At 62.6% G+C, this 20495-nt stretch carries 17 protein-coding genes; 7 read left to right on the forward strand and 10 right to left on the reverse strand.

Features of this window, described 5'->3' with window-relative positions; genetic code table 11:
* The first annotated feature begins 36 nt into the window (after window positions 1-36).
* The 3 genes from RAD04_RS25630 to RAD04_RS25640 are packed head-to-tail and all read left to right on the forward strand — an operon-like array spanning window position 37 to window position 2464.
* Window positions 37-1632: a sensor histidine kinase gene (locus RAD04_RS25630; RefSeq protein ID WP_461625987.1), complete on the forward strand. Its 1596-nt coding sequence runs from the start codon at window positions 37-39 to the stop codon at window positions 1630-1632.
* A gap of 45 nt (window positions 1633-1677) precedes the next feature.
* Window positions 1678-1881, forward strand: coding sequence for a DUF1289 domain-containing protein (locus tag RAD04_RS25635; RefSeq protein WP_461625988.1), 204 nt, complete (start codon window positions 1678-1680; stop codon window positions 1879-1881).
* Between the two features lie 28 nt (window positions 1882-1909).
* Window positions 1910-2464, forward strand: a complete 555-nt coding sequence (locus RAD04_RS25640; protein WP_461625989.1) for a TIGR02281 family clan AA aspartic protease — start codon at window positions 1910-1912, stop codon at window positions 2462-2464.
* 278 nt (window positions 2465-2742) lie between these two features.
* Here the strand turns inward: RAD04_RS25640 and dusA are convergent, their stop codons facing one another.
* A complete protein-coding gene (dusA, locus tag RAD04_RS25645; RefSeq protein WP_461625990.1) occupies window positions 2743-3741 on the reverse strand; it encodes a tRNA dihydrouridine(20/20a) synthase DusA in 999 nt (332 codons plus the stop codon).
* A gap of 148 nt (window positions 3742-3889) precedes the next feature.
* Here dusA and RAD04_RS25650 point away from each other — a divergent pair, with 148 nt between their 5' ends.
* A complete protein-coding gene (locus RAD04_RS25650) occupies window positions 3890-4987 on the forward strand; it encodes an integrase (protein WP_177236914.1) in 1098 nt (365 codons plus the stop codon).
* On the opposite strand, the gene RAD04_RS25655 is transcribed toward RAD04_RS25650, so the two are convergent.
* Together RAD04_RS25655 and RAD04_RS25660 are read right to left on the reverse strand one after the other, a co-directional pair.
* Complete coding sequence (locus RAD04_RS25655; RefSeq protein ID WP_157644208.1) at window positions 4984-5157, reverse strand: hypothetical protein; 174 nt, start codon at window positions 5155-5157, stop codon at window positions 4984-4986. The two genes, RAD04_RS25650 and RAD04_RS25655, sit on opposite strands and share 4 nt — an antisense overlap.
* A gap of 300 nt (window positions 5158-5457) precedes the next feature.
* A complete protein-coding gene (locus tag RAD04_RS25660; RefSeq protein ID WP_461625991.1) occupies window positions 5458-5646 on the reverse strand; it encodes an MFS transporter in 189 nt (62 codons plus the stop codon).
* Window positions 5647-5986: 340 nt separating this feature from the next.
* Between RAD04_RS25660 and RAD04_RS25665 the strand changes: the two genes are divergently transcribed.
* Together RAD04_RS25665 and RAD04_RS25670 are read left to right on the forward strand one after the other, a co-directional pair.
* Window positions 5987-6283: a sigma factor gene (locus RAD04_RS25665; RefSeq protein ID WP_461626150.1), complete on the forward strand. Its 297-nt coding sequence runs from the start codon at window positions 5987-5989 to the stop codon at window positions 6281-6283.
* A complete protein-coding gene (locus RAD04_RS25670; protein WP_371260658.1) occupies window positions 6228-6374 on the forward strand; it encodes a sigma factor-like helix-turn-helix DNA-binding protein in 147 nt (48 codons plus the stop codon). The genes RAD04_RS25665 and RAD04_RS25670 overlap by 56 nt, the downstream gene beginning before the upstream one ends.
* A 53-nt stretch (window positions 6375-6427) precedes the next feature.
* Here the strand turns inward: RAD04_RS25670 and scpA are convergent, their stop codons facing one another.
* From scpA to mdeB, 6 genes are all read right to left on the reverse strand, one after another.
* Complete coding sequence (scpA, locus tag RAD04_RS25675; RefSeq protein WP_461625992.1) at window positions 6428-8566, reverse strand: methylmalonyl-CoA mutase; 2139 nt, start codon at window positions 8564-8566, stop codon at window positions 6428-6430.
* Window positions 8567-8629: 63 nt separating this feature from the next.
* On the reverse strand, window positions 8630-10645 hold the full coding sequence (locus RAD04_RS25680) for an acetyl-CoA carboxylase biotin carboxylase subunit (RefSeq protein ID WP_461625993.1): 2016 nt from the start codon (window positions 10643-10645) through the stop codon (window positions 8630-8632).
* 8 nt (window positions 10646-10653) lie between these two features.
* The gene (locus RAD04_RS25685) at window positions 10654-12183 is read right to left on the reverse strand and encodes an acyl-CoA carboxylase subunit beta (RefSeq protein WP_461625994.1); all 1530 of its coding nucleotides are present in this window, start codon (window positions 12181-12183) and stop codon (window positions 10654-10656) included.
* Between the two features lie 8 nt (window positions 12184-12191).
* The gene (gene lpdA, locus RAD04_RS25690; protein ID WP_461625995.1) at window positions 12192-13916 is read right to left on the reverse strand and encodes a dihydrolipoyl dehydrogenase; all 1725 of its coding nucleotides are present in this window, start codon (window positions 13914-13916) and stop codon (window positions 12192-12194) included.
* Between the two features lie 8 nt (window positions 13917-13924).
* Window positions 13925-15205 carry a 2-oxo acid dehydrogenase subunit E2 gene (locus RAD04_RS25695; protein WP_461625996.1) on the reverse strand — a complete coding sequence of 427 codons (1281 nt, stop codon included), beginning with the start codon at window positions 15203-15205 and terminating at the stop codon, window positions 13925-13927.
* Window positions 15206-15222: 17 nt separating this feature from the next.
* A complete protein-coding gene (gene mdeB / locus RAD04_RS25700; protein WP_461625997.1) occupies window positions 15223-17901 on the reverse strand; it encodes an alpha-ketoglutarate dehydrogenase in 2679 nt (892 codons plus the stop codon).
* Window positions 17902-18269: 368 nt separating this feature from the next.
* Between mdeB and RAD04_RS25705 the strand changes: the two genes are divergently transcribed.
* Window positions 18270-19130 (forward strand): AraC family transcriptional regulator, encoded by an 861-nt coding sequence (locus RAD04_RS25705; RefSeq protein WP_018316658.1) that lies wholly within the window; start codon window positions 18270-18272, stop codon window positions 19128-19130.
* A 72-nt stretch (window positions 19131-19202) separates the two neighbouring features.
* On the opposite strand, the gene RAD04_RS25710 is transcribed toward RAD04_RS25705, so the two are convergent.
* Window positions 19203-20426: an ABC transporter substrate-binding protein gene (locus tag RAD04_RS25710; RefSeq protein ID WP_461625998.1), complete on the reverse strand. Its 1224-nt coding sequence runs from the start codon at window positions 20424-20426 to the stop codon at window positions 19203-19205.
* Between the last annotated feature and the right edge of the window lie 69 nt (window positions 20427-20495).

Genomic DNA, 20495 nt, shown 5'->3' on the forward strand with positions numbered 1-20495 from the left:
CCCGCGTCCGGCGTGGGCAGGAATCGTTGTTGCTTGATGAGTAACCCCGCTGAAAAGCCTGAGGTTGTGGAGCTTCCGGCCGAGCCGGTGAGCGCTCCATCGGCGAGCAGCCGAAGGGCTGCGGCGCAGCGGGTGCGCGAGGCGCGGGACAAGTTAACGTCGACCAGTGGAACCCGGCCGGCCTTCGACGCCGAGATGCTGCGCCAATATGCCCAGACGCGGCTGTCGGCTTCTTATGTCGTGATGCTGCTGGTGGTCGCGACCGGCGTGCTGTTCGGCCTGTGGATGCAGCCGATCCCGGCCGCGGCCTGGACCGCCGGCATGCTCTGCATCGACAGCGCCATGACCCGCAGTTGCCGGCGCTTCCTGACCGAGCCCGCCTCGCCCGCGGCGACGCGCGCATGGCGGACGCGGTTCGTCGTGCTCGACCTGCTCTATGGCCTGTGCTGGATGGCGATCCTGATCCATCCCGTGCTCGACATGGTCACGGAAACGCTGATGATGTTCCTGATGCTGCTGGTGATCGCAGTGTCGAGCATGCTCGCCGCCAATCTGCCGATCGCAGCCCTCGCCGCCACCGCGCCGGTCGCCGTCGCCATGGCGCTGAGCTTCGTGATGACCGGCTCGCTGGACAATTACATCCTGGCCGCGCTCGCGCTCGCCGCCGAAGGCTATTTCGTCCTGCTGGCGCACCGCCTGCACTCCTCCACCTTCGCCACGCTGGAAGCGCGCGCGGAGAAGGACGCGCTGATCGGCGAGCTCGAACAGGCCAAGGCGATCTCGGACGAGGCACGCCACCGCGCCGAATCCGCCAACGTCGCCAAGTCGCGCTTCCTCGCGCAGATGAGCCACGAGCTGCGCACGCCGCTGAACGCCATCCTCGGCTTCTCCGAGGTGATGAAGAGCGAGATTTTTGGCGCGCATGCGGTGCCGGTCTACAAGGAATATTCCGCCGACATCCATAATTCCGGCGTGCACCTGCTCAACCTCATCAACGAGATCCTCGACCTGTCGCGGATCGAGGCCGGCCGTTACGAGCTCAACGAGGAAGCGGTGTCGCTGGTCGGTATCGTCGCCGACTGCCATCACCTGATGAAGCTGCGCGCCTCCAGCCGCGGCATCACCATCCACGAAGTGTTCGAGCAGGCCATGCCGCGGCTGTGGGCCGACGAGCGCGCGATCCGCCAGGTCGTGCTCAACCTGCTCTCGAACTCGATCAAGTTCACTCCGCAAGGCGGCGAGATCTGGCTCAAGGCCGGCTGGACCGCCTCGGGCGGACAATATCTCTCGGTGCGGGATTCCGGCTCCGGCATTCCCGAGGACGAGATCCCGGTCGTGCTCGCCTCGTTCGGCCAGGGCTCCAACTCGATCAAGTCCGCCGAACAGGGCGCCGGTCTCGGCCTGCCGATCGCCAAGAATCTGATCGACCTGCATGGCGGCACGTTCACGCTGAAATCGAAGCTGCGCATCGGCACCGAGGTGATCGTCACCTTCCCGCCGGAGCGCGTGATGAGCGCGCTGGCGCCGCTGTCGGATGATTCCCCGCCGCTCCAGCCGGAGAGTTCCGTACTGCCCGAGGAGAAGCGCCGGCCGCGCCACAAGCCGATCATGAGCGCAGGCACGGGCTCTTAAACCAGATGCTTGCAGACATGCCCGACAATCCCCCACTATGTCCGAATGAGCAAAGAAACGCCGTGCGTCGCCGTCTGCATGATCGATCCCAGGACCAAGCTGTGCTTCGGCTGCGGCCGGACCTTGCCCGAGATCGCGCGCTGGCACGCCATGGAAAGCGCGGACCGGCTCGCGGTCATGGCGCTGTTGCCCACACGCATGACGGAAGCTGGACTGGCGCCGATCGCGGCATCGCCGAAACGCACCTGACCGGCCAGTACGCCTGCGGAGGCGCGCGATGATCCGCTTCCTGCTCGTTCTCGTCATGCTTGCCGGCACGGCGGGCGCGGTCGTCGCCTATGGCGATCCCGATCAGATCGTGCGCGCCAGCCACAAGGTCTCCCACATTTTTCGTGCACAGACGGCAACGCCCGCTCCCGCCGTGCAAATCCCGCGCGGCCAGGGTGGCGAATTCGCGCTGCGTGCGAAGATCAACGGCATCGCCGCGCCGATGGTGATCGATACCGGCGCGACGTCGGTGGTGCTGACCTGGGAAACCGCGAAAGCGATCGGGCTGCCGCTCGAGATGCTCGAATACGATGTCGACCTCGAAACCGCGGGCGGCCATACCAAGGCAGCCCGCCTCACGCTCGACCGTCTCTCCGTCGGCCATCTCGTCGAAAAATCGGTGCCGGCCCTCGTCGTCCAGCGCGGGCAGATGAAGACCAATCTGCTCGGCATGAGTTTCCTCGACCGGCTGGAGAGCTGGGGCGTGCGCGCCGACAAGCTGATGCTGACCGGCTATCCCGAGCTTCAGAGCAGCCATCGCCGCTCGCGCACGGCGCTCGACTAGGTCATCCGCAAGAACCGTCGCGCAGGTGCCGACGGCCTCGCTTCAAACGGGTCGTGACTCAATCCATGCGCCGCGCGTGCATGCCGGTTGGTGCGGCCAACAGAAAACGCGAAAACAACCCCATGCACAGTAGCCGATGCTTGTGCAATCAAGGCCTTACGCGGGACAACGATTAGCGCCTCTCCGGAGTTATTGGATACGTCGGGGCAAGACATTGGTGACACGTCGGGCAAAACACCGGCAGAAGGGCAACATCACATCGGCCCGCAGGAATGCGGCTAGGCCGCAGCTTCCTCCGCAGGAGCGCGCGCACCGACGCGCGCGATCGCATCGCGCAGCACCTCGGGGCCGGCGCCTGCTTTCACCCCCTGCTCGGCCAGATGGCGGCGGAAGGCCCGCGCGCCGGGCACGGCATGGAACGCGCCGACGAAATGCCGTGTGATCGCATGCAGCCGCGTGCCGCGCGCAAGCTGCTGCTCGATATAAGGCATCATCGCCTCGAGCGCGTCCTGCATGGTCGCGTGCGACGTCGCCTCGCCGAAGATTTCGGGATCGACGCCCAGCAGCCGCCACGGGTCCTGATAGGCGGCGCGGCCGAGCATCACGCCATCGACATGTTCGAGATGCGCTCTCGCTTCGTCGAGGCCTCGAATGCCGCCGTTGATGATGACAGGCACGTCAGGCATTGCGCGCTTGAGCCGATAGACGCGCTCATAGTCGAGCGGCGGGATGTCGCGGTTCTCCTTCGGAGACAATCCGTTGAGCCAGGCCTTGCGGGCATGCACGATCAGTGCATCGCAGCCGGAGGCGACCACCGCGCGCGCAAGCGCATCAAGGGCGACTTCCGGATCCTGGTCGTCGATGCCGATGCGGCACTTTACCGTAACGGGAATCGCGACAGCGCGCTTCATCGCATCGACGCACCGCGCCACCAGCTCTGGCTCCGCCATCAGGCAGGCGCCAAAGCGGCCGTCCTTCACCCGGTCCGACGGGCAGCCGACATTAAGATTGATCTCGTCATAGCCGAACGTCTCGCCGATCCGCGCAGCCTGCGCCAGTTCGCGCGGATCCGAGCCACCAAGCTGAAGCGCCACCGGATGCTCGCTCGCATCGAACCCAAGCAGCCGCTCACGGTCGCCATGAATCACAGCGCCCGTCGTCACCATTTCCGTATAGAGCAGCGCCCGCCGCGTCAGGTGGCGGTGGAACACGCGGCAGTGCCGGTCGCTCCAATCCATCATGGGGGCCACGGAAAAGCGATAGTCTTGATATTTCAATAAGTTGTCCTATTCTTTCAATGGACTAGAACGTGAACCAGGTGCACACGTGTGCACTTAAACTAGCCCAAATTGCACACGTTTGTACCGCATTTGATCTCCCGGTGCACACGTAGCGCACACGAAATCGGGGTGGAGTGCACACGCAATGCCGACGTTTACAAAACTCAGATCGGGAAGCTGGCGCGTTCAGGTCAGGAGGAAAAACGAGTACATCGCAAACACGTTCGTGCGACGGCGCGATGCTGAAGAATGGGCGCTTGATGTGGAGCGCTCTATCGATCGCGGCACCCCAATTCGACGTTCCCGGCCTTTTGAGCAGCCTCGAATTTTTTCCGATTTGATCACCCTGCATCTCGACGATCTTGCCCAGGTCGGCAAGCCCGTACGACGATCCAAGTCGATGGTGCTCAAGGCCCTCAAGATCTCGCTTGGACGAACAAACCTCAAAGAGCTGACCAGGGAGAGATTGATTGAGTTCGGGCGAAAGCGAGCTGCTCAAGGCGCTGGACCGGCGACCCTTGCGATCGATTTCTCATTCATCCGAACGATCCTACTTCACGCTGCCGCAGTCCACGGCATTAACGTTTCAGTCGAGAACGTACAGCTGGCCAGAGCTGCGCTAAAGCACCTGGATCTCGTCGGAAAGTCAAACGAGAGAGATCGGCGCCCTAGCCAAGACGAACTCGATCGACTGATCGGATACACCGAATCTAACGCCCAACAGTATCTACCACTCGGTAGAATTGTTCGCTTTGCTGTGGCGACAGCAATGCGCCAAGCTGAGATCTGCCGCATCGAGTGGACTGATGTCGACATGTCAAAGCGAACCGTCACTATTCGCGACCGCAAAGATCCTCGACGCAAAGACGGAAACCACCAAGTGGTTCCTCTCCTCAATTCGACCGGGTACGATGCCTGGCAGCTTATGCTCGAGCAGCGGATTCTCACGCGCGGCCTCGGACGCGTTTTTCCATACCACTCGAAGTCGGTAGGAGCTGCCTTCCGCAGGTCATGCAACGCTATCGATATAGATGACCTATGCTTTCACGATTTGCGCCATGAAGGAACAAGTAGACTCTTCGAAGCGGGCTTTTCGATACAGCAGGTTGCGATGGTGACAGGCCATAAAGACTGGCGAATGTTGCGCCGATATACAAATCTCAAGCCCGAAGATCTGCACAAGATGCAGAAAGCTGCACAGCCATCCATGGAGCAATTCCTAGCCACCTTGGTCGCCAGCTAGAGCGCGACCTTCGTCAAATTTGAACCTGCTCGCTGAATATGTAACTGCAAGGGATCGTCTTGCCTGCTTTGGCCTTGAGAGCGGACTTCGGCGGGTAACTGCATCACGTCAGCCTTGCGCCATGAGCTGACTTGCGACAGGTGGTGGCTGTCGGCGGAACGCAGACTCATGATGGGCTTTCCGGCCCGCTGTGAGTCCGTCTTAGCGATACACGGCGCGTAGGCGAGAAGCCGTAACACTCAACCCGCCAAAAATGGCCCACTTAAAAAATGACGGGTTTCAGATCGGACCCCATAAGGCTCCCCGAAGCCAACTCTGGCCAAATCCGGTCCTTCGGCTTCTGATCGCCGCAGGGGAATGAGCCCGCTTAATCGCGCATCCGAAGATCGGTGGCGATGAAATGCGTAATGGTTGGAGCGGCTGATGCGTTGACGCCGCCGATCGCATCCTGGATGCACGGTCAGCGTTTGTCACGCGCTGGGCTGCCTCAGGTGCTCGAGCCACGAGGCGACCTTGAAAGCCTCCAGGTTGCGGCCGTTCACAGCCGCGTCCTCGAAGAGATCCCACGCGTAAGCGCCGTCGCACCGTCGTTGCTGCTCCAAGCCGGCGATCGCCTGCAGATGCGCTTCTCGTTTCGCTGGATCAATCCGGTATCCCACACCGGACGAGAAAGCGCCCTTTCCGATTGCCCGTTATTCGGGCGGCTAATGAGCCGAGCAGCGGCTCGAAGGCCCTTGCGAGCGGGCGCGCTGTTCTATTTGCCAGCGGGGCGGATCTCGTACGACGTCGTCGCCGCTGATGGCAGCGTCGCAGTGCGATGGCTATGTTTCCAATGTACCAGGCCGAGGCTATTGCTTCCTCCCCGACGGATGACAGGCGGCAGCGATTTCGGCAGCCGTTCGGCGGCAGCCAACTCTATGGCCAACGGGTTTCCATCGAGTCGGCGACACCGAGTTCGAAGCGAAGCGCAGGCGCCTGACACGCCTGGCCCATCGGATGATGGGCTCGCTCGCCGAGGCGCAGGAGGTCGTTCAGGACGCATGGCTGCGGTGGGTCGGGGTGGAGGATTACGTCGATTCGCCTCCCGCCCATCTAACCCGCATCGTCACACGCCTGTGCCCTGACGACGCGCGCCGCGCGCGCGCGCCGGGAAGCCTACCTGGGACCCTGGCTGCCAGATCCTCTCGTGGGTTCCATGGAGCCAGACGAGACGGTCGCCGACGACGTCACGGTCACGTTGATGCTGGCCCTCGAGCGTCTGTCTCCTCTGGAGCGGGCCGCTTTTCTTCTCCATGACGTCTTCGACGTGCCGCTAACCGAAGTGGCCATCACCCCCGCGGGCCAGCCGCGGTCCGTACGCTCGCGGCGCGCGCTAGTGCTTGGATGAATAGAACGGATCCTGATCGAAGCCCGTGCAACTTCAAAGCGGTCGGGCCTCGATCAGCGATTTCTTCGCCGTCCCTCGATAAGATCGAGAACTGCCATAGCGGCCTCAAGTACGTTGGTACCAGGTCCAAACACGGCTGCCACTCCGCTCCGAAGCAATTCCTCGTAGTCCTGCCGTGGCACGACGCCCCCGCAAACAACAATGATGCCGCCAGCGCCAGCCAGCTTCAACTCCCTGACAACCTGAGGAACGAGCGTCCTGTGACCGGCCGCGAGCGACGAGACCCCCAGAACATGTACCTTTGCCTGAACGGCCATCGCGGCAGCTTCGGCTGGCGTCTGAAACAAAGGACCGGCAACAACATCGAACCCCATATCGCCGAATGCCGACGCAATAACCTTCGCACCTCGATCATGACCATCTTGTCCTAGCTTGGCGACCATAATCTTTGGCCTCACGCCAATCACTTGTGACACTTCGTCGAGCCGCGAGACAAGATTGGTGAACTCGGGATCGTTTCCATAAGCAGTGCCATAGACACTCGAAACAACATCGGGTATCGCCTGGTGATCTCCAAAAGCCTGCCGCATTGCATCAGACATTTCGCCGACGGTTGCTCGAGACCTAGCGGCCTCAATCGCGGCTTCCAGCAGATTTCCCTCACCTAATTGCGCGACCCGGGTTAGTCGAGCCAACGCACTGGAGACGCCCTTAGAATCTCTCGACCGTTTGATATCGGTCAGGCGGCGAATTTGCGAAGCGCGCACAGTCGAATTGTCGATCTCCAGAATGTCGATTGGCTCCTCTTGTTCAAGCCGAAACCGATTAACTCCGACAATAACCTGATCGCCGCGATCGATCGCGGCCTGCTTGCGCGTCGCCGATTCTTCGATCAATCGCTTAGGCCACCCTGTCGCGATCGCGTTCGCCATCCCTCCCCGCTCTTCGACCTCCTCCATGAGTTGCCAGGCAGCCTTGACGAGATCGTCCGTCAGGCGCTCGACATAGTAGGATCCCGCGAGGGGATCGACGACGTCGGCGACGCCCGTCTCATGCTGAAGGATCAGCTGGGTGTTCCGGGCTATCCGAGCCGAAAACTCAGTAGGCAATGCGATGGCTTCGTCGAACGAATTTGTGTGCAGCGATTGCGTGCCGCCCAGAACGGCGGCTAAGGCCTCATAAGCGGTCCGCACGATATTGTTATACGGATCATGCTCCTGGAGCGACACTCCCGACGTCTGACAGTGCGTACGAAGCACTAAGGACGACTGCTTTTTAGGATTGAATTCCGCCATAACACGCGACCAGATAAGCCGAGCAGCGCGCAACTTCGCCGCTTCCATGAAGAAATTCATTCCGATAGCGAAGAAGAATGAAAGCCGCCCTGCAAAGTCATCGATGTTAAGGCCCTTGGCAAGAGCAGACCGGACGTATTCACGTCCATCAGCAAGCGTAAAGGCCAGCTCCTGGACGAGCGTCGCCCCCGCCTCTTGCATATGGTAGCCTGAAATCGAGATGGAGTTGAAGCGCGGCATGTTCTGCGCGGTAAACGCTATAATGTCAGCAACAATGCGCATCGATGGTTCCGGCGGATAAATGTATGTATTGCGGACCATGAACTCCTTCAGAATGTCATTTTGGACAGTTCCCGAGAGAGCTTCGCGCGGAATTCCCTGCTCTTCACCGGCGACAATGAAGGTTGCGAGAATGGGGATTATCGCTCCGTTCATGGTCATCGACACCGACGTTTCCCCGAGGGGAATGCCGTCAAAGAGGATCTTCATGTCTTCGACTGAGTCGATGGCAACGCCCGCCTTCCCGACATCACCTAGGACGCGAGGATGATCAGAATCATAGCCGCGGTGGGTCGCCAAGTCGAATGCAACCGACAAGCCCTCCTGTCCTGAGGAAAGGGCGGAACGATAGAATGCGTTTGACGCCTCTGCAGTCGAGAATCCCGCATACTGGCGGATTGTCCACGGTCTGCCAGTATACATCGTCGCCTTAGGACCGCGAACGAACGGCGACATGCCAGGTAACGTGTCCAGATGCTCGATCCCATCTAAATCAGAAGCCGTATAGATCGGCTTGACTTCAATGCCCTCCGGAACCTTCCGCACGAGCGCGATGGGATCGCCTTTTAGTTCCTTCTCGGCAATCCTCTTCCATTCATCTGGAAATGACATCGACATTCCTGATCTCGCACCGGTTACCGACCTAATTGTCAACCACGCATCTCGGGCTACATGGCCTGCTTACGCAAATTCCAAGATCAGCGCGTCCACCGCCAGCGTCGCACCGGCGCTGGCGTGGATCTTCTTCACCGTACCGTCCTGCTCGGCACGGAGCACGTTCTGCATCTTCATGGCTTCGACCACCGCCAGCGTCTCGCCGGCCTTGACCTCCTGGCCTTCGCTGACCGCGATCGAGACCACGAGGCCGGGCATCGGGCAAAGCAGCTTCTTGCCGCTGTCGGAGGCCGTCGTCACCGGCATCAAGCGCGCCGAGGCCGCTTCGGCCTCGGTCCAGACATAGACCGGCACCTCGACGCCCTGATGCGCGAGACGGATCCCGTTCGCGATGGGGCGCGTTTGCACAGCGACGAAATGGCCGTCGATGGTGCCCTGCCAGACCGGCTCACCGGGCTTCCATGGCGACTGCAGCAGATGGGCATTGCCGGCCTTGCCCTCGGAGTCGACGAAGCGGATCGCGATGGCGTCGCCCTCGCGCGCGACCTCGAGCAAGATCTCCTGGCGGTCGAGCCAGACCGCGCGGCGGCGCTCGCGCTGCACGATGCGGCCGCCCATCTGGCCGGAGATCTGCCGCTTGCGTTCGCCGAGCACGTGATCGATGGCGGCGCCGACCGCGGCGATCCGCCGGGCGACCTCGCCTTCGGGCACGCGCACCGCAAACCCCTTGGGGAATTCCTCGGCGATGAAGCCGGTCGACAGCCGGCCCTCGCGCCAGCGCGGATGATGCATCAGCGCCGACAGGAACGGAATGTTGTGGCGGATACCGTCGACGTAGAACGAGTCGAGCGCAGTCGCCTGCGCCTCGATCGCAGCAGCGCGGGACGGCGCGTGCGTGACGAGCTTGGCGATCATGGGATCGTAATGGATCGAGATCTCGCCGCCTTCCTGCACGCCGGTGTCGTTGCGCACCGTGATGCCGTCCTGGCTGGCTTCCGCCGGGGGACGGTATTTCACCAGGCGCCCGATCGAGGGAAGGAAATTGCGGAACGGATCTTCGGCATAGAGGCGCGACTCCACGGCCCAGCCGGTCAGCGTGACGTCCTTCTGCGCCAGCGCGAGCTTCTCGCCGGCGGCCACTCGGATCATCTGCTCGACGAGATCGATGCCGGTGACGAGCTCGGTGACGGGATGCTCGACCTGGAGGCGCGTATTCATCTCCAGGAAGTAGAAGCTCTTGTCCTGGCCTGCGACGAATTCGACAGTGCCGGCGGAATCGTAGTTCACGGCTTTCGCCAGCGCGACCGCCTGCTCGCCCATCTTGCGGCGGGTTTCCTCATCCAGCAGCGGCGACGGCGCCTCCTCGATGACCTTCTGGTTGCGGCGCTGAATCGAGCATTCGCGCTCGCCGAGATAGATCACGTTGCCGTGCTTGTCGCCGAGCACCTGGATCTCGATATGGCGGGGATCGACGATGAACTTCTCGACGAAGACGCGGTCGTCACCGAACGAGGCCTTCGCCTCGGCCTTGGCAAGATTGAAGCCTTCGGCGACCGCGGCCTTGGAATGCGCGATGCGCATGCCCTTGCCGCCGCCGCCGGCGGAGGCCTTGATCATGACGGGATAGCCGATCTCGTCGGCGATGCGGACCGCGTGCTTGTCATCCTCGATGACGCCGAGATAGCCCGGCACGGTCGAGACCTTGGCCTTCGCGGCCGCCTTCTTGGATTCGATCTTGTCGCCCATCGCCGCGATCGCGCCCGGATTGGGGCCGATGAAGACGATGCCGGCCGCCTCCAGCGCGCGCGGAAACGCCTCGCGCTCGGACAGGAAGCCGTAGCCGGGATGCACGGCCTGTGCGCCCGTCTTGCGGCAGGCCTCGACGATCTTCTCGATCACCAGATAACTCTCGGCCGCCGCGGGCGGGCCGATCAGCACGGCCTCGTCGGCCATCTCGACATGCAGGGCATCGCGGTCGGCCTCGGAATAGACCGCAACCGTCTGAATTCCCATCTTGCGGGCGGTCTTGATGACCCGGCAGGCGATTTCGCCGCGGTTGGCGATCAGAATCTTCTTGAACACAGCTCTTCCTACAACGGCATGTTGTCGTGCTTCTTGGCCGGGATTTCCATCTTCTTGTCACTCAGCATGGCCAGCGCCCGCGCGATCCGCTTCCTTGTCGAGTGCGGCATGATGACGTCGTCGATATAGCCGCGCTCGGCGGCGATGAACGGCGACAGGAAGCGGTCTTCGTACTCCTTGGTGCGGGCGGCGATCTTGTCGGGGTCGCCGATGTCCGAGCGGAAGATGATCTCAACCGCACCCTTCGCGCCCATCACCGCGATCTGGGCGGTCGGCCAGGCGTAGTTTATGTCGGCGCCGATCTCCTTGGAGGCCATGACGTCGAACGCGCCGCCATAGGCCTTGCGGGTGATGATAGTCACCAGCGGCACGGTGCACTGCGAATAGGCGAACAGCAGCTTGGCGCCGTGCTTGATCAGGCCGCCATATTCTTGGCTCGTGCCCGGCAGGAAGCCCGGCACGTCCACAAAGGTGACGATCGGGATGTTGAAGGCATCGCAGAAGCGAACAAAGCGCGCGGCCTTGCGCGAGGCGTCAGAGTCGAGCACGCCGGCCAGCACCATCGGCTGGTTGGCGACGAAGCCGACCGTGCGGCCCGCGATACGGCCGAAGCCGGTCACCATGTTCTTGGCGAAGCTCTCCGCGATCTCGAAGAAGTCGCCCTCGTCCACGACCTTAAGGATCAATTCTTTCATATCGTAGGGCTTGTTCGGATTGTCTGGGACCAGCGTGTCCAGCGACATGTCGACCCGCTCGATGGAATCGAAGCTCGGCCATTCCGGCACGCCGTCGGAATTGTTCGACGGCAGGAAGTCGATCAAGCGCCGCATCTGCAGCAGCGTCTCGACGTCGTTCTCGAAGGCGCCATCGGCGATCGAGGAGCGCGTGGCGTGCACCGAGGCACCGCCGAGTTCCTCGGCGGTGACGACCTCGTTGGTGACGGTCTTCACCACGTCGGGACCGGTGACGAACATGTAGCTGGTGTTCTTCACCATGAAGATGAAATCGGTCATCGCAGGCGAATAGACGTCGCCGCCGGCGCAGGGGCCCATGATGACGGAGATCTGCGGGATCACGCCCGAGGCGAGCACGTTGCGGCGGAACACGTAGGAGTAACCGGCGAGCGCGGCGACGCCCTCCTGGATGCGGGCGCCGCCCGCGTCATAGAGGCCGATGATGGGCGCCCGCGCCTTCATCGCCATGTCCTGGAGTTTCGTGATCTTCAGCGCATGGGTTTCCGAGAGCGAGCCGCCGAACACGGTGAAATCCTTGGCGAACACGAGCACCTTGCGGCCGTTGACGGTGCCCCAGCCGGTGACCACGCCGTCTCCCGGAATCTTGGTGTTCTCCATCCCGAATTCGGTCGAGCGGTGCTGGACGAACATGTCCATCTCCTCGAACGAATGCTTGTCGATCAGCAGGTCGATCCGCTCCCGCGCGGTGAGGCGGCCGCGCGCATGCTGCGCGTCGATGCGCTTCTCGCCGCCGCCGAGTTTGGCGCCGGCGCGACGTTGTTCGAGGGCTTCGATAACAGACATTGATTGGGTCAACTGATCAAACGGTTTCTGGCGATTGGAGGCAGGTCGGTGCAAATGCCCTCGTAGACTTCGGCAGCCATGCCGATCGTCTCGCCGAGGGTCGGATGCGGGTGAATGGTTTTGCCGATATCGATCGCGACAGCCCCCATTTCGATCGCGAGACAGATTTCCCCGATCATATCGCCGGCATGCGGCCCGACGATCACGCCCCCGACCATGCGATCGGTCTCGACGTCGAACAACAGCTTCGTCATGCCATAGGACGCGCCCGACGCGATGGCCCGGCCGGACGCGGCCCATGGGAATTTTGCCGAACGGATCTTCCCTCCGGAATCGGCGACATCACGCTCGGACTTGCCGACCCATGCGATCTCAGGATCGGTGTAGGCGACATTGGGGACGATCTTCGCTGTAAAGGCCGCCGGCTTCCCGGCGGCTACTTCCGCGGCGACGTGCCCCTCGTGAACGGCCTTGTGGGCCAGCATCGAACCGCCGACGACGTCGCCGATGGCGAAGACGTTGCGCACCGTCGTTCTCATCTGCTCGTCGACCTGAATGAAGCCGTTCGGATCGATTGCAACGCCGATCCGTTCGAGGCCGAGCTCGCCGCTGTTGGGAACGCGGCCCGCAGATTGCAGCACGAGATCGTAGGATCGTGTCTGAACTGACGCGCCCGTGATAGCAACCGTCACGCCGTCGGGCGTCACCGCGGCAGTTGATACGCTGCTTTCAAGGTCGATATGCTCGAAGCGATGCGCATTGCGCGAACGCCAGATCTTCACCGCATCGGCATCCACGCCCGCCAGGATATCGGGAAGCCTTTCGACAAGATCGATCTTAGCGCCGAGCGCGCTGTAGACGGTCGCCATCTCCAGCCCGATGATCCCGGCTCCGATCACGAGCATGGAGCCCGGAATGCTTCGCAGCGAGAGCGCGCCGGTCGAGGTCAGGATCCGCTCGTCCTTGGGAAGCACCGCCAACTGCACCGCGCGCGAGCCCGTCGCGATGATACATTGTCCGAAGTCGATCTGCTGCGAGCCTGCCCCTTCGCCGGCAACCTCGAGCCGCGTCGCGGAGATGAATTTCGCGGTGCCGCGGATCACCGTGACGCGGCGCGCCGCCGCCATCTGGCTCAGCCCATCCGTCAGCTTCGTGACCACGCCGTCCTTGAAGGCGCGCAGCGCCTGCAGATCGATCTGCGGCGCGCCGAAGCGAATGCCCAGGTCAGCGATCCGCTCGGCTTCCTCTTTGACGGCCGCAACATGAAGCAGCGCCTTCGACGGGATACATCCGACGTTCAGGCAAACTCCGCCCAAGGTGCCGTAGCGTTCGACGATCGCGGTCCGCAGTCCAAGGTCTGCGGCGCGATAAGCTGCTGAATAGCCGCCGGGCCCCCCTCCGATCACCACGAGGTCGTAGCGCGTGGGGTCGATTGCGTGCGGGCCAGCATAGGACTGTTCCGGCGAGATCGTCTCGGCTTGCGCGCCGCCCCCGTCGGACGCCGACGTCGTGCCGATCATGAAACCTTGAGACACCTTGTCTCCAACGCGCAACGAAATGCTCGTGATCACCCCTGCAATCGGCGACGGAATCTCCAGCGTCGCCTTGTCGGATTCCACGGTGATCAACGCCTGCTCTCGCGCGACGACGTCGCCCGCCCTGACGTGGATCTCGACGACTTCGACGTCTCGGAAGTCCCCGATGTCGGGGACCCGGATCTCCTCTGTCCGCATCTGCGTCCTCACAACGCGAAACGCCGCAGATCGGAGAGCACCGACGCGACGAAGCCCAGGAACCGGGCCCCGGCTACGCCGTCGACGACCCGGTGATCCCACGACAGACTCAGGGAAAGGACGAGCCGCGGTTCGAATTCGCGCCCATTCCAGACTGCCTCGGTGGCGGCACGACCGGCTCCGAGGATTGCCACCTCGGGCGCATTGATGATGGGCGTAAATCCCTGACCGCCGACGCCTCCCAGAGACGACACCGAGAAACAGCCGCCCTGCATGTCGCCCGACGCGAGCTGCCCCGCGAGCGCCTTGTCGGCAAGCGAGCGCATCTCGGCGGCGATCTGCCGAAGGCCCTTCTTATCGCAGTCCCGGATCACCGGCACGACCAGACCTTTCGGCGTGTCGACGGCGAAGCCGATGTGGACGTAGTGCTTGAGGATCAGTTCGTCGCCATCGAGCGATGAATTGAAGCGCGGGTACTTCTGCAGCGCCAAGGCCGCGGCCTTGATCAGCAGCGACACCATGGTGAGTTTCGCCGTGTCCTTCGCGGCCTCGGCATTGGCGAGCTGGCGGAAGGCTTCAGCGTCGGTCACATCCGCTTTGTCGAAATTCGTCACGTGGGGAATGACGGTCCAGTTGCGCGAGAGGTTCGCGCCGGTCAGCTTCTGGATCCGCGTCAGCGGCAGGCGCTCGACCGCGCCGTACCTCTCGAAATCCACTTTGGGCCGATCGACCGGCGCGTCGGGCGCAAGCGCCATCGCCGGTCCCGACCGCGCCAGTCCGTTGACGAAGGCCGCCACATCCTCGCGCAGAATCCGGCCTTTGGGGCCGGTGGGCACGACAGAGTCCAGCGCCACGCCGAGCTCACGGGCCAAAGCGCGCACCGACGGCGACGCATGCGCAGCCCCGCTGGGCCGCGGCTGTTGTGCACGTGCTCGCGAACCATCGACTGGAGCGGCGGGCGCCAGCTGTGACAGCGCCTCCTGCTGCGAGAACCGTTGCTCCACCTGTGGCGCCGACGCAGCCGCCGGCGAAGGCGCGGTGTATTCACCGCGACCTTCGAGGATCATCAGAACCGAACCTTGTGAAACCCGCGCCCCGACGTCGATCATCAGTTTGGCCACCGTGCCTGCGGCCGGGGATGGCACCTCCATCGTCGCCTTGTCGGACTCGATCGACAGCAACGGCATGTCGATTGTGACCTCGTCGCCGACCAACACATTGATTTCGACTACCGGAACATCCTTGTAGTCTCCGATATCCGGCAGAACGACTTCAATTGAATGAGACATGCGCGCTCCGCCCTCTGTCAGCGAGACCAAGGCGATGCAACGCCGGTCGGCAATTCGTAGCTGGCGATGGCTTCGGCGACCTGCTCACGCGCCACGTCACCCGATTTTGCCAGCGCCGACAGCGCCGCAACGACGATCTGCTTGCGATCGACCTCGAAGAAAGATCTCAGCGCGGCGCGCGTATCGCTGCGCCCGAAGCCGTCGGTGCCCAGCACCGTATAGGGGGCCTCGATGTAAGAACCGATCAGTTGCGGATACGCCCGGACATAATCCGAAGCCGCGACGATCGGCACCTTGCCGCCGAGGCATTGTGCGACGTGGCTCTCGACCGGGGTCGACAGCGGCGAGAGCCGATTAGTTCGCTCCACCTCACGCGCCTCTCGCGCCAGCTCGGAAAAGCTCGTTGCCGACCAGACTTCGCTGGGCACTTTCCATTCGCTTTGCAGCATCGCCGCGGCAGCGAGCGCCTCCGGAAGAATGGCGCCCGAGCCGACCAGCCTGATCTTCGCCGGCCCGTCAGCGCTCGGCAGAACCCGATAGAGACCCTTGATGATGCCGTCGCGCGCATCGTCGGGCATCGAGGGCTGCGCATAGTTCTCGTTCATCGCCGTGAGGTAATAGAACTCGTCGTTGCCCTGCTCGAGCATCGACCGCATGCCGTGATCGACGATGACGGCCACCTCGTAGGAGAATGCCGGATCGTAGGCCCGGCAGTTCGGAACGGTCGCCGCCATCAGATGGCTGGACCCGTCCTGATGCTGCAAGCCTTCGCCGCCGAGCGTCGTCCGGCCGGCCGTCGCCCCGATCAAAAAGCCACGCGCGCGCTGGTCCGCCGCCGCCCAGATCAGATCGCCGACCCGCTGAAAGCCGAACATCGAATAGTAGATATAGAACGGCAGCAACGGGAAGTTATGGATGCTATAGGAGGTCGCCGCCGCGGTCCATGACGAAATCGCCCCCGCCTCGGTGATCCCCTCCTCCAGCAATTGACCGTCGATCGCTTCCTTGTAGTACAGCATCGAACCGGCATCTTCCGGCTCGTAGAGCTGTCCCGCCGGCGAGTAGATGCCGACCTGTCTGAACAGGTTCGCCATTCCGAAGGTGCGGGCTTCGTCGGCGACGATCGGAACGATGCGCGGGCCGAGCGTTTTGTCCTTGAGCAAATTGGTGAACAGCCGCACGATCGCCATCGTGGTCGACGTCTCCTTGCCATCGCCGCGCAGCGCGAACTCCGCGTAGGATTGCAGCGGCGGCACCGGCAGCGCCGCCGAAGCGCGCCGCCGCGCCGGCATGTAGCCACCGAGTGCCGCGCGACGGGCGCGCAGGTACTGAATTTCCGCGCTGTCTTCCGCAGGCGTGAAGAACTCCAGATTCTCGACCTGCTCGTTGCTGAGCGGCAGAGCGAACCGGTCGCGGAACGCATACAGCGCATCGACGTCGAGCTTCTTGGCCTGGTGCGACGTCATGCGCGACTCGCCGGCGCCGCCCATGCCGTAGCCCTTCTTGGTCTTCGCCAGAATGACGGTCGGCCGACCCTTCATGTCCTTAGCGGCAGCAAAGGCAGCGAACAGCTTCTTGAAGTCGTGGCCACCGCGCTTCAGGCCGTCGATATCCGCGTCCGACATGTGCGCAACCAGCGCCCGGACCTCGGGGTCCTCGCTGAAGAAGTTGGCGAGGTTGTACGCGCCATCCTTGGCGCCGAGCGTCTGATATTTGCCATCGACGGTGTCGGCGAATTTGCGCAGCAGCGCATGCTTGCTGTCGCGTGCGAAGATATCGTCCCAGTCCGATCCCCACAACACCTTGATGACGTTCCAGCCGGCGCCCTGGAAGAGAGATTCGAGTTCCTGAATCACCTGGCCGTTGCCGCGGACCGGCCCATCCAGGCGCTGCAGGTTGCAATTGACGACGAAGGTGAGGTTGTCGAGATTTTCCCGCGCCGCAAGGGCGAGCCCGGCGATCGATTCCGGCTCGTCCATCTCGCCGTCGCCGAACACGCCCCAGACGTGGCGACCAGCCGTCTGCACCAGGCCGCGATGCTGCAGATACTTCATGAACCGCGCCTGGTAGATCGCGCTGATCGGGCCGAGGCCCATCGACGCCGACGGCACCTGCCAGAACTCCGGCATCAGCCAGGGATGCGGATAGGACGACAGACCCGGACCGCTCAGTTCCTGGCGATACAGCTTGAGATTTTCGTCCGACAGTCGGCCTTCGAGATACGCTCGTGCATAGACTCCGGGGGACGAATGCGGCTGGAAATACACCAAGTCCCCCTCCGACTCGGAGCTTGACGCGCGAAAGAAATGATTGAACCCGACTTCGAAAATCTCCGCGGCTGAGGCGTAGCTGGCGACGTGCCCGCCGAGTTCCCCATAGGCCCTGTTGGCACGGACCACCATCGCGAGCGCGTTCCAGCGAATGATCGCCGTCAGGCGCGTCTCGATCGCGATGTTGCCGGGGTAGGGCTTCTGCTGCTCGAGCGGAATCGAATTGCGATACGGCGAAAACGGCGGAGAGTCCGGCAGAACTCCAAGCTCCTTCGCACGCCGATCAAGCGCAGCCAGGATGTATCGCACGCGCTCGGCACCAGCGCTGCGGTGGAGCGATCCAAGCGATGCGAGCCAATCGGCGGTTTCGACCGTGTCCTGATCGGCGTTGACCGCCTTGCGTGGCGGATCGATGTGTGCAGTCATGCGTCGGGCTCCAGAAAGCCCGCACTTGGTAGCATCGGGTGCTATGGCACGTGCTGCTGAATACGGCCGCGTTCCGACGGATTGCCCGACTCCGGAGGGTGCCGAGGCTCGCGTCGCAGCATTCTCTGCTGTTGGTTTAATCAGCAAGTGATCGAACCGTGGGCCGCCTGACAGGTGCTTCCGCTTGGTCACGGCGCAACATGACGCATCACTAAGCGCTCACGCCTCAGGAGCGGGCATCTTGTCGCAGATCAGCGAACTCAACGGCTCGCCGCGACTAGTGACCTGACCTTTCAAAACAGCTAACCTCGGTTAACAGCAGGATCTGCATCAAGGCTTGACTGACTTGACGAATTGGCAGGATTGAAATGCCGCCCGAGACCGAGTTCGATCCGGATTTTGCGCGAATGGATCTGCCCGATCTTCGGATCAACTATGATCCGGTCGATCCGGATCAGTTCGATCGTCCCGTCACTTCATTCTGTCTCGAAACCAGCAAAGACAACGACGACCTACCGCTGCACTCACACCGCAAAGGCCAATTGGTCGTCGCATCTCATGGCTCGGTGATGTGCCGGGCGCCTGGCGGCTTGTGGATCGTACCTCCGCAAGGCGCGGTATGGATCCCGGCCGGCGTGCAGCACAGCAATTGCGTGGCCGATTTCGGCAAACTCTACACCGTGTTCATCGATCCACAGGTCAGCATGCTGCCGCGGACCTGCTGCACGCTGATGATCACGTCGCTGGTGCGCGAATTGATCCACCGCCTCTCGGTGTTCCCACCGCTCTATCCGCTGGAAGGACCGACCAGCCGTCTGGGCCGGGTATTGCTCGACGAACTCGTGCAGATGCCGACGACGGATGAAATGTATCTGCCGATCTCCCCCGACGCCCGTCTTCAACACCTCGCCACTTCCTTGTTGAATAATCCGGGCGACCGCAGCACGATGGACGAAGTCGCCTCGCGCTACGCAATGAGCGAGAGCACGTTCGCACGCTTCATCGCCAAGGAAACAGGGATGACCTTCGGGCGCTGGCGCCAGCGTCTCCACATTCTGATCGCCATGCAACGCCTCACGGCGGGCAGTTCGGTCCAGGCCGTGTCGCTGGAACTGGGCTACGAAACGCCCAGCGCGTTCATCACGATGTTCAAGAAGACGATGGGACAGAGCCCTCGCCGCTTCCTTGCCGAGCGGTCGCGCCTGATAAATTCGGACAGTTTGCCCTAGCTCGCACGTCCCTGCCTCGGTATTTGACGACCGCGACCCCACGACACTTTCGCGGGGCCGCACGGGACGAGCTCAGCGTTTGCTGTAAGGCGCAAGCGGATATTCGAGCGACGCTTCCGCGATGGCCTTTGGAGCCACCACCCGCGGCCTGCCTTTCAAACCCTGCAGCATCACCATCGAACAGTGGATGTTCTGGCCGGTCTCGTCGAACTTGGTGTTGTCGCCGTACATCAGGATCGGCTTCATGTCGGTCTTCTTGAGCGCGCCGTGAATCGCCGCCGACTCCGGCGAAGCCGCCCGCGTCACGGCGTCTGCGACGATCTGAACCGCCTCGAACGCGCAGCCCGCATTTGCATCGAACCAGTCGTTCGGGTAGTCGGTCGCGAACATCTTCATGATCTTGTCGGTCTCGGCGCCCTTGGGATTGAGCCACAACGCCGACAAAACCGGACCGTCACCATACTTTCCGAGCGCGTCGTGATACGCCTTGTCGGACACGCCGTTGGAGTTGGGCGAAAACACCATCTTCGGGTCCCAGCCCTGCTTGATGCATTCGCGCGCGATCATGATCGCGTCGTTGACGCGCGTGACCGAGATCAAAGCATCGGCACCCGACGCTTTCGCCTTGGCAACTTCCACCGACAGATCTTTGGCCTTCTCGTCATAGGCAACGTACTGCGCGATCTTGAGCGGAACATCCACTTCCTTCCACGCCTGATCGATGCTGGCCGCCGTCGACTGCCCCATCGTGTTGTTGAGATGGAGAACGACGGCGCTGCTCGGCGGGTCCTTCAGCGTGCCGAGCACGGACTTCAGCTCGGTCAACGATTGCCGCACGATGGTCAGCGACGTGGGGTAATAGCGGAACACTTGGGTGAAGCCCTGTGAAGTTACCTGGGTGGCGCTCGCGATGTGGACCACCATCGGCACCTTGGCGGCCTCGCAGGCCTGCAGCGCCGAAATGGTGGCCCCGGAATCCCACGCGCCGATCAGCACGGTGCAGCCCTGCCGGATCAGGCTCTCGGCGGCAATCCGGCCGTTCTCCGGACGGCTTTGCGTATCGGCGTGAACGATCTCGATGTCGAGGCCGAACTTATCACGCGCGAATTTGGCGCCGAGATCGATGCCGCGCACGCAGGCCTGACCGGGAAACGCCAGCACGCCGCTGCTGGGCATGATCGCTCCGACTTTCACTGTCGTGTTCGCCGCAAACGATGGCCTTGATACCAGGCCTGCCGCAATTCCCAATCCGCTTCCGACAATCGTCCGCCGCGTGATTCCGCTTCGCTTGGTCATCTCGATGTCCTGTTGCTGAAGGAGTGAAATCTTATCTCGACTGGTAGCTTCGTACGTTTTGGGACCGAC

It is taken from the genome of Bradyrhizobium sp. 25ACV, from assembly GCF_054863005.1.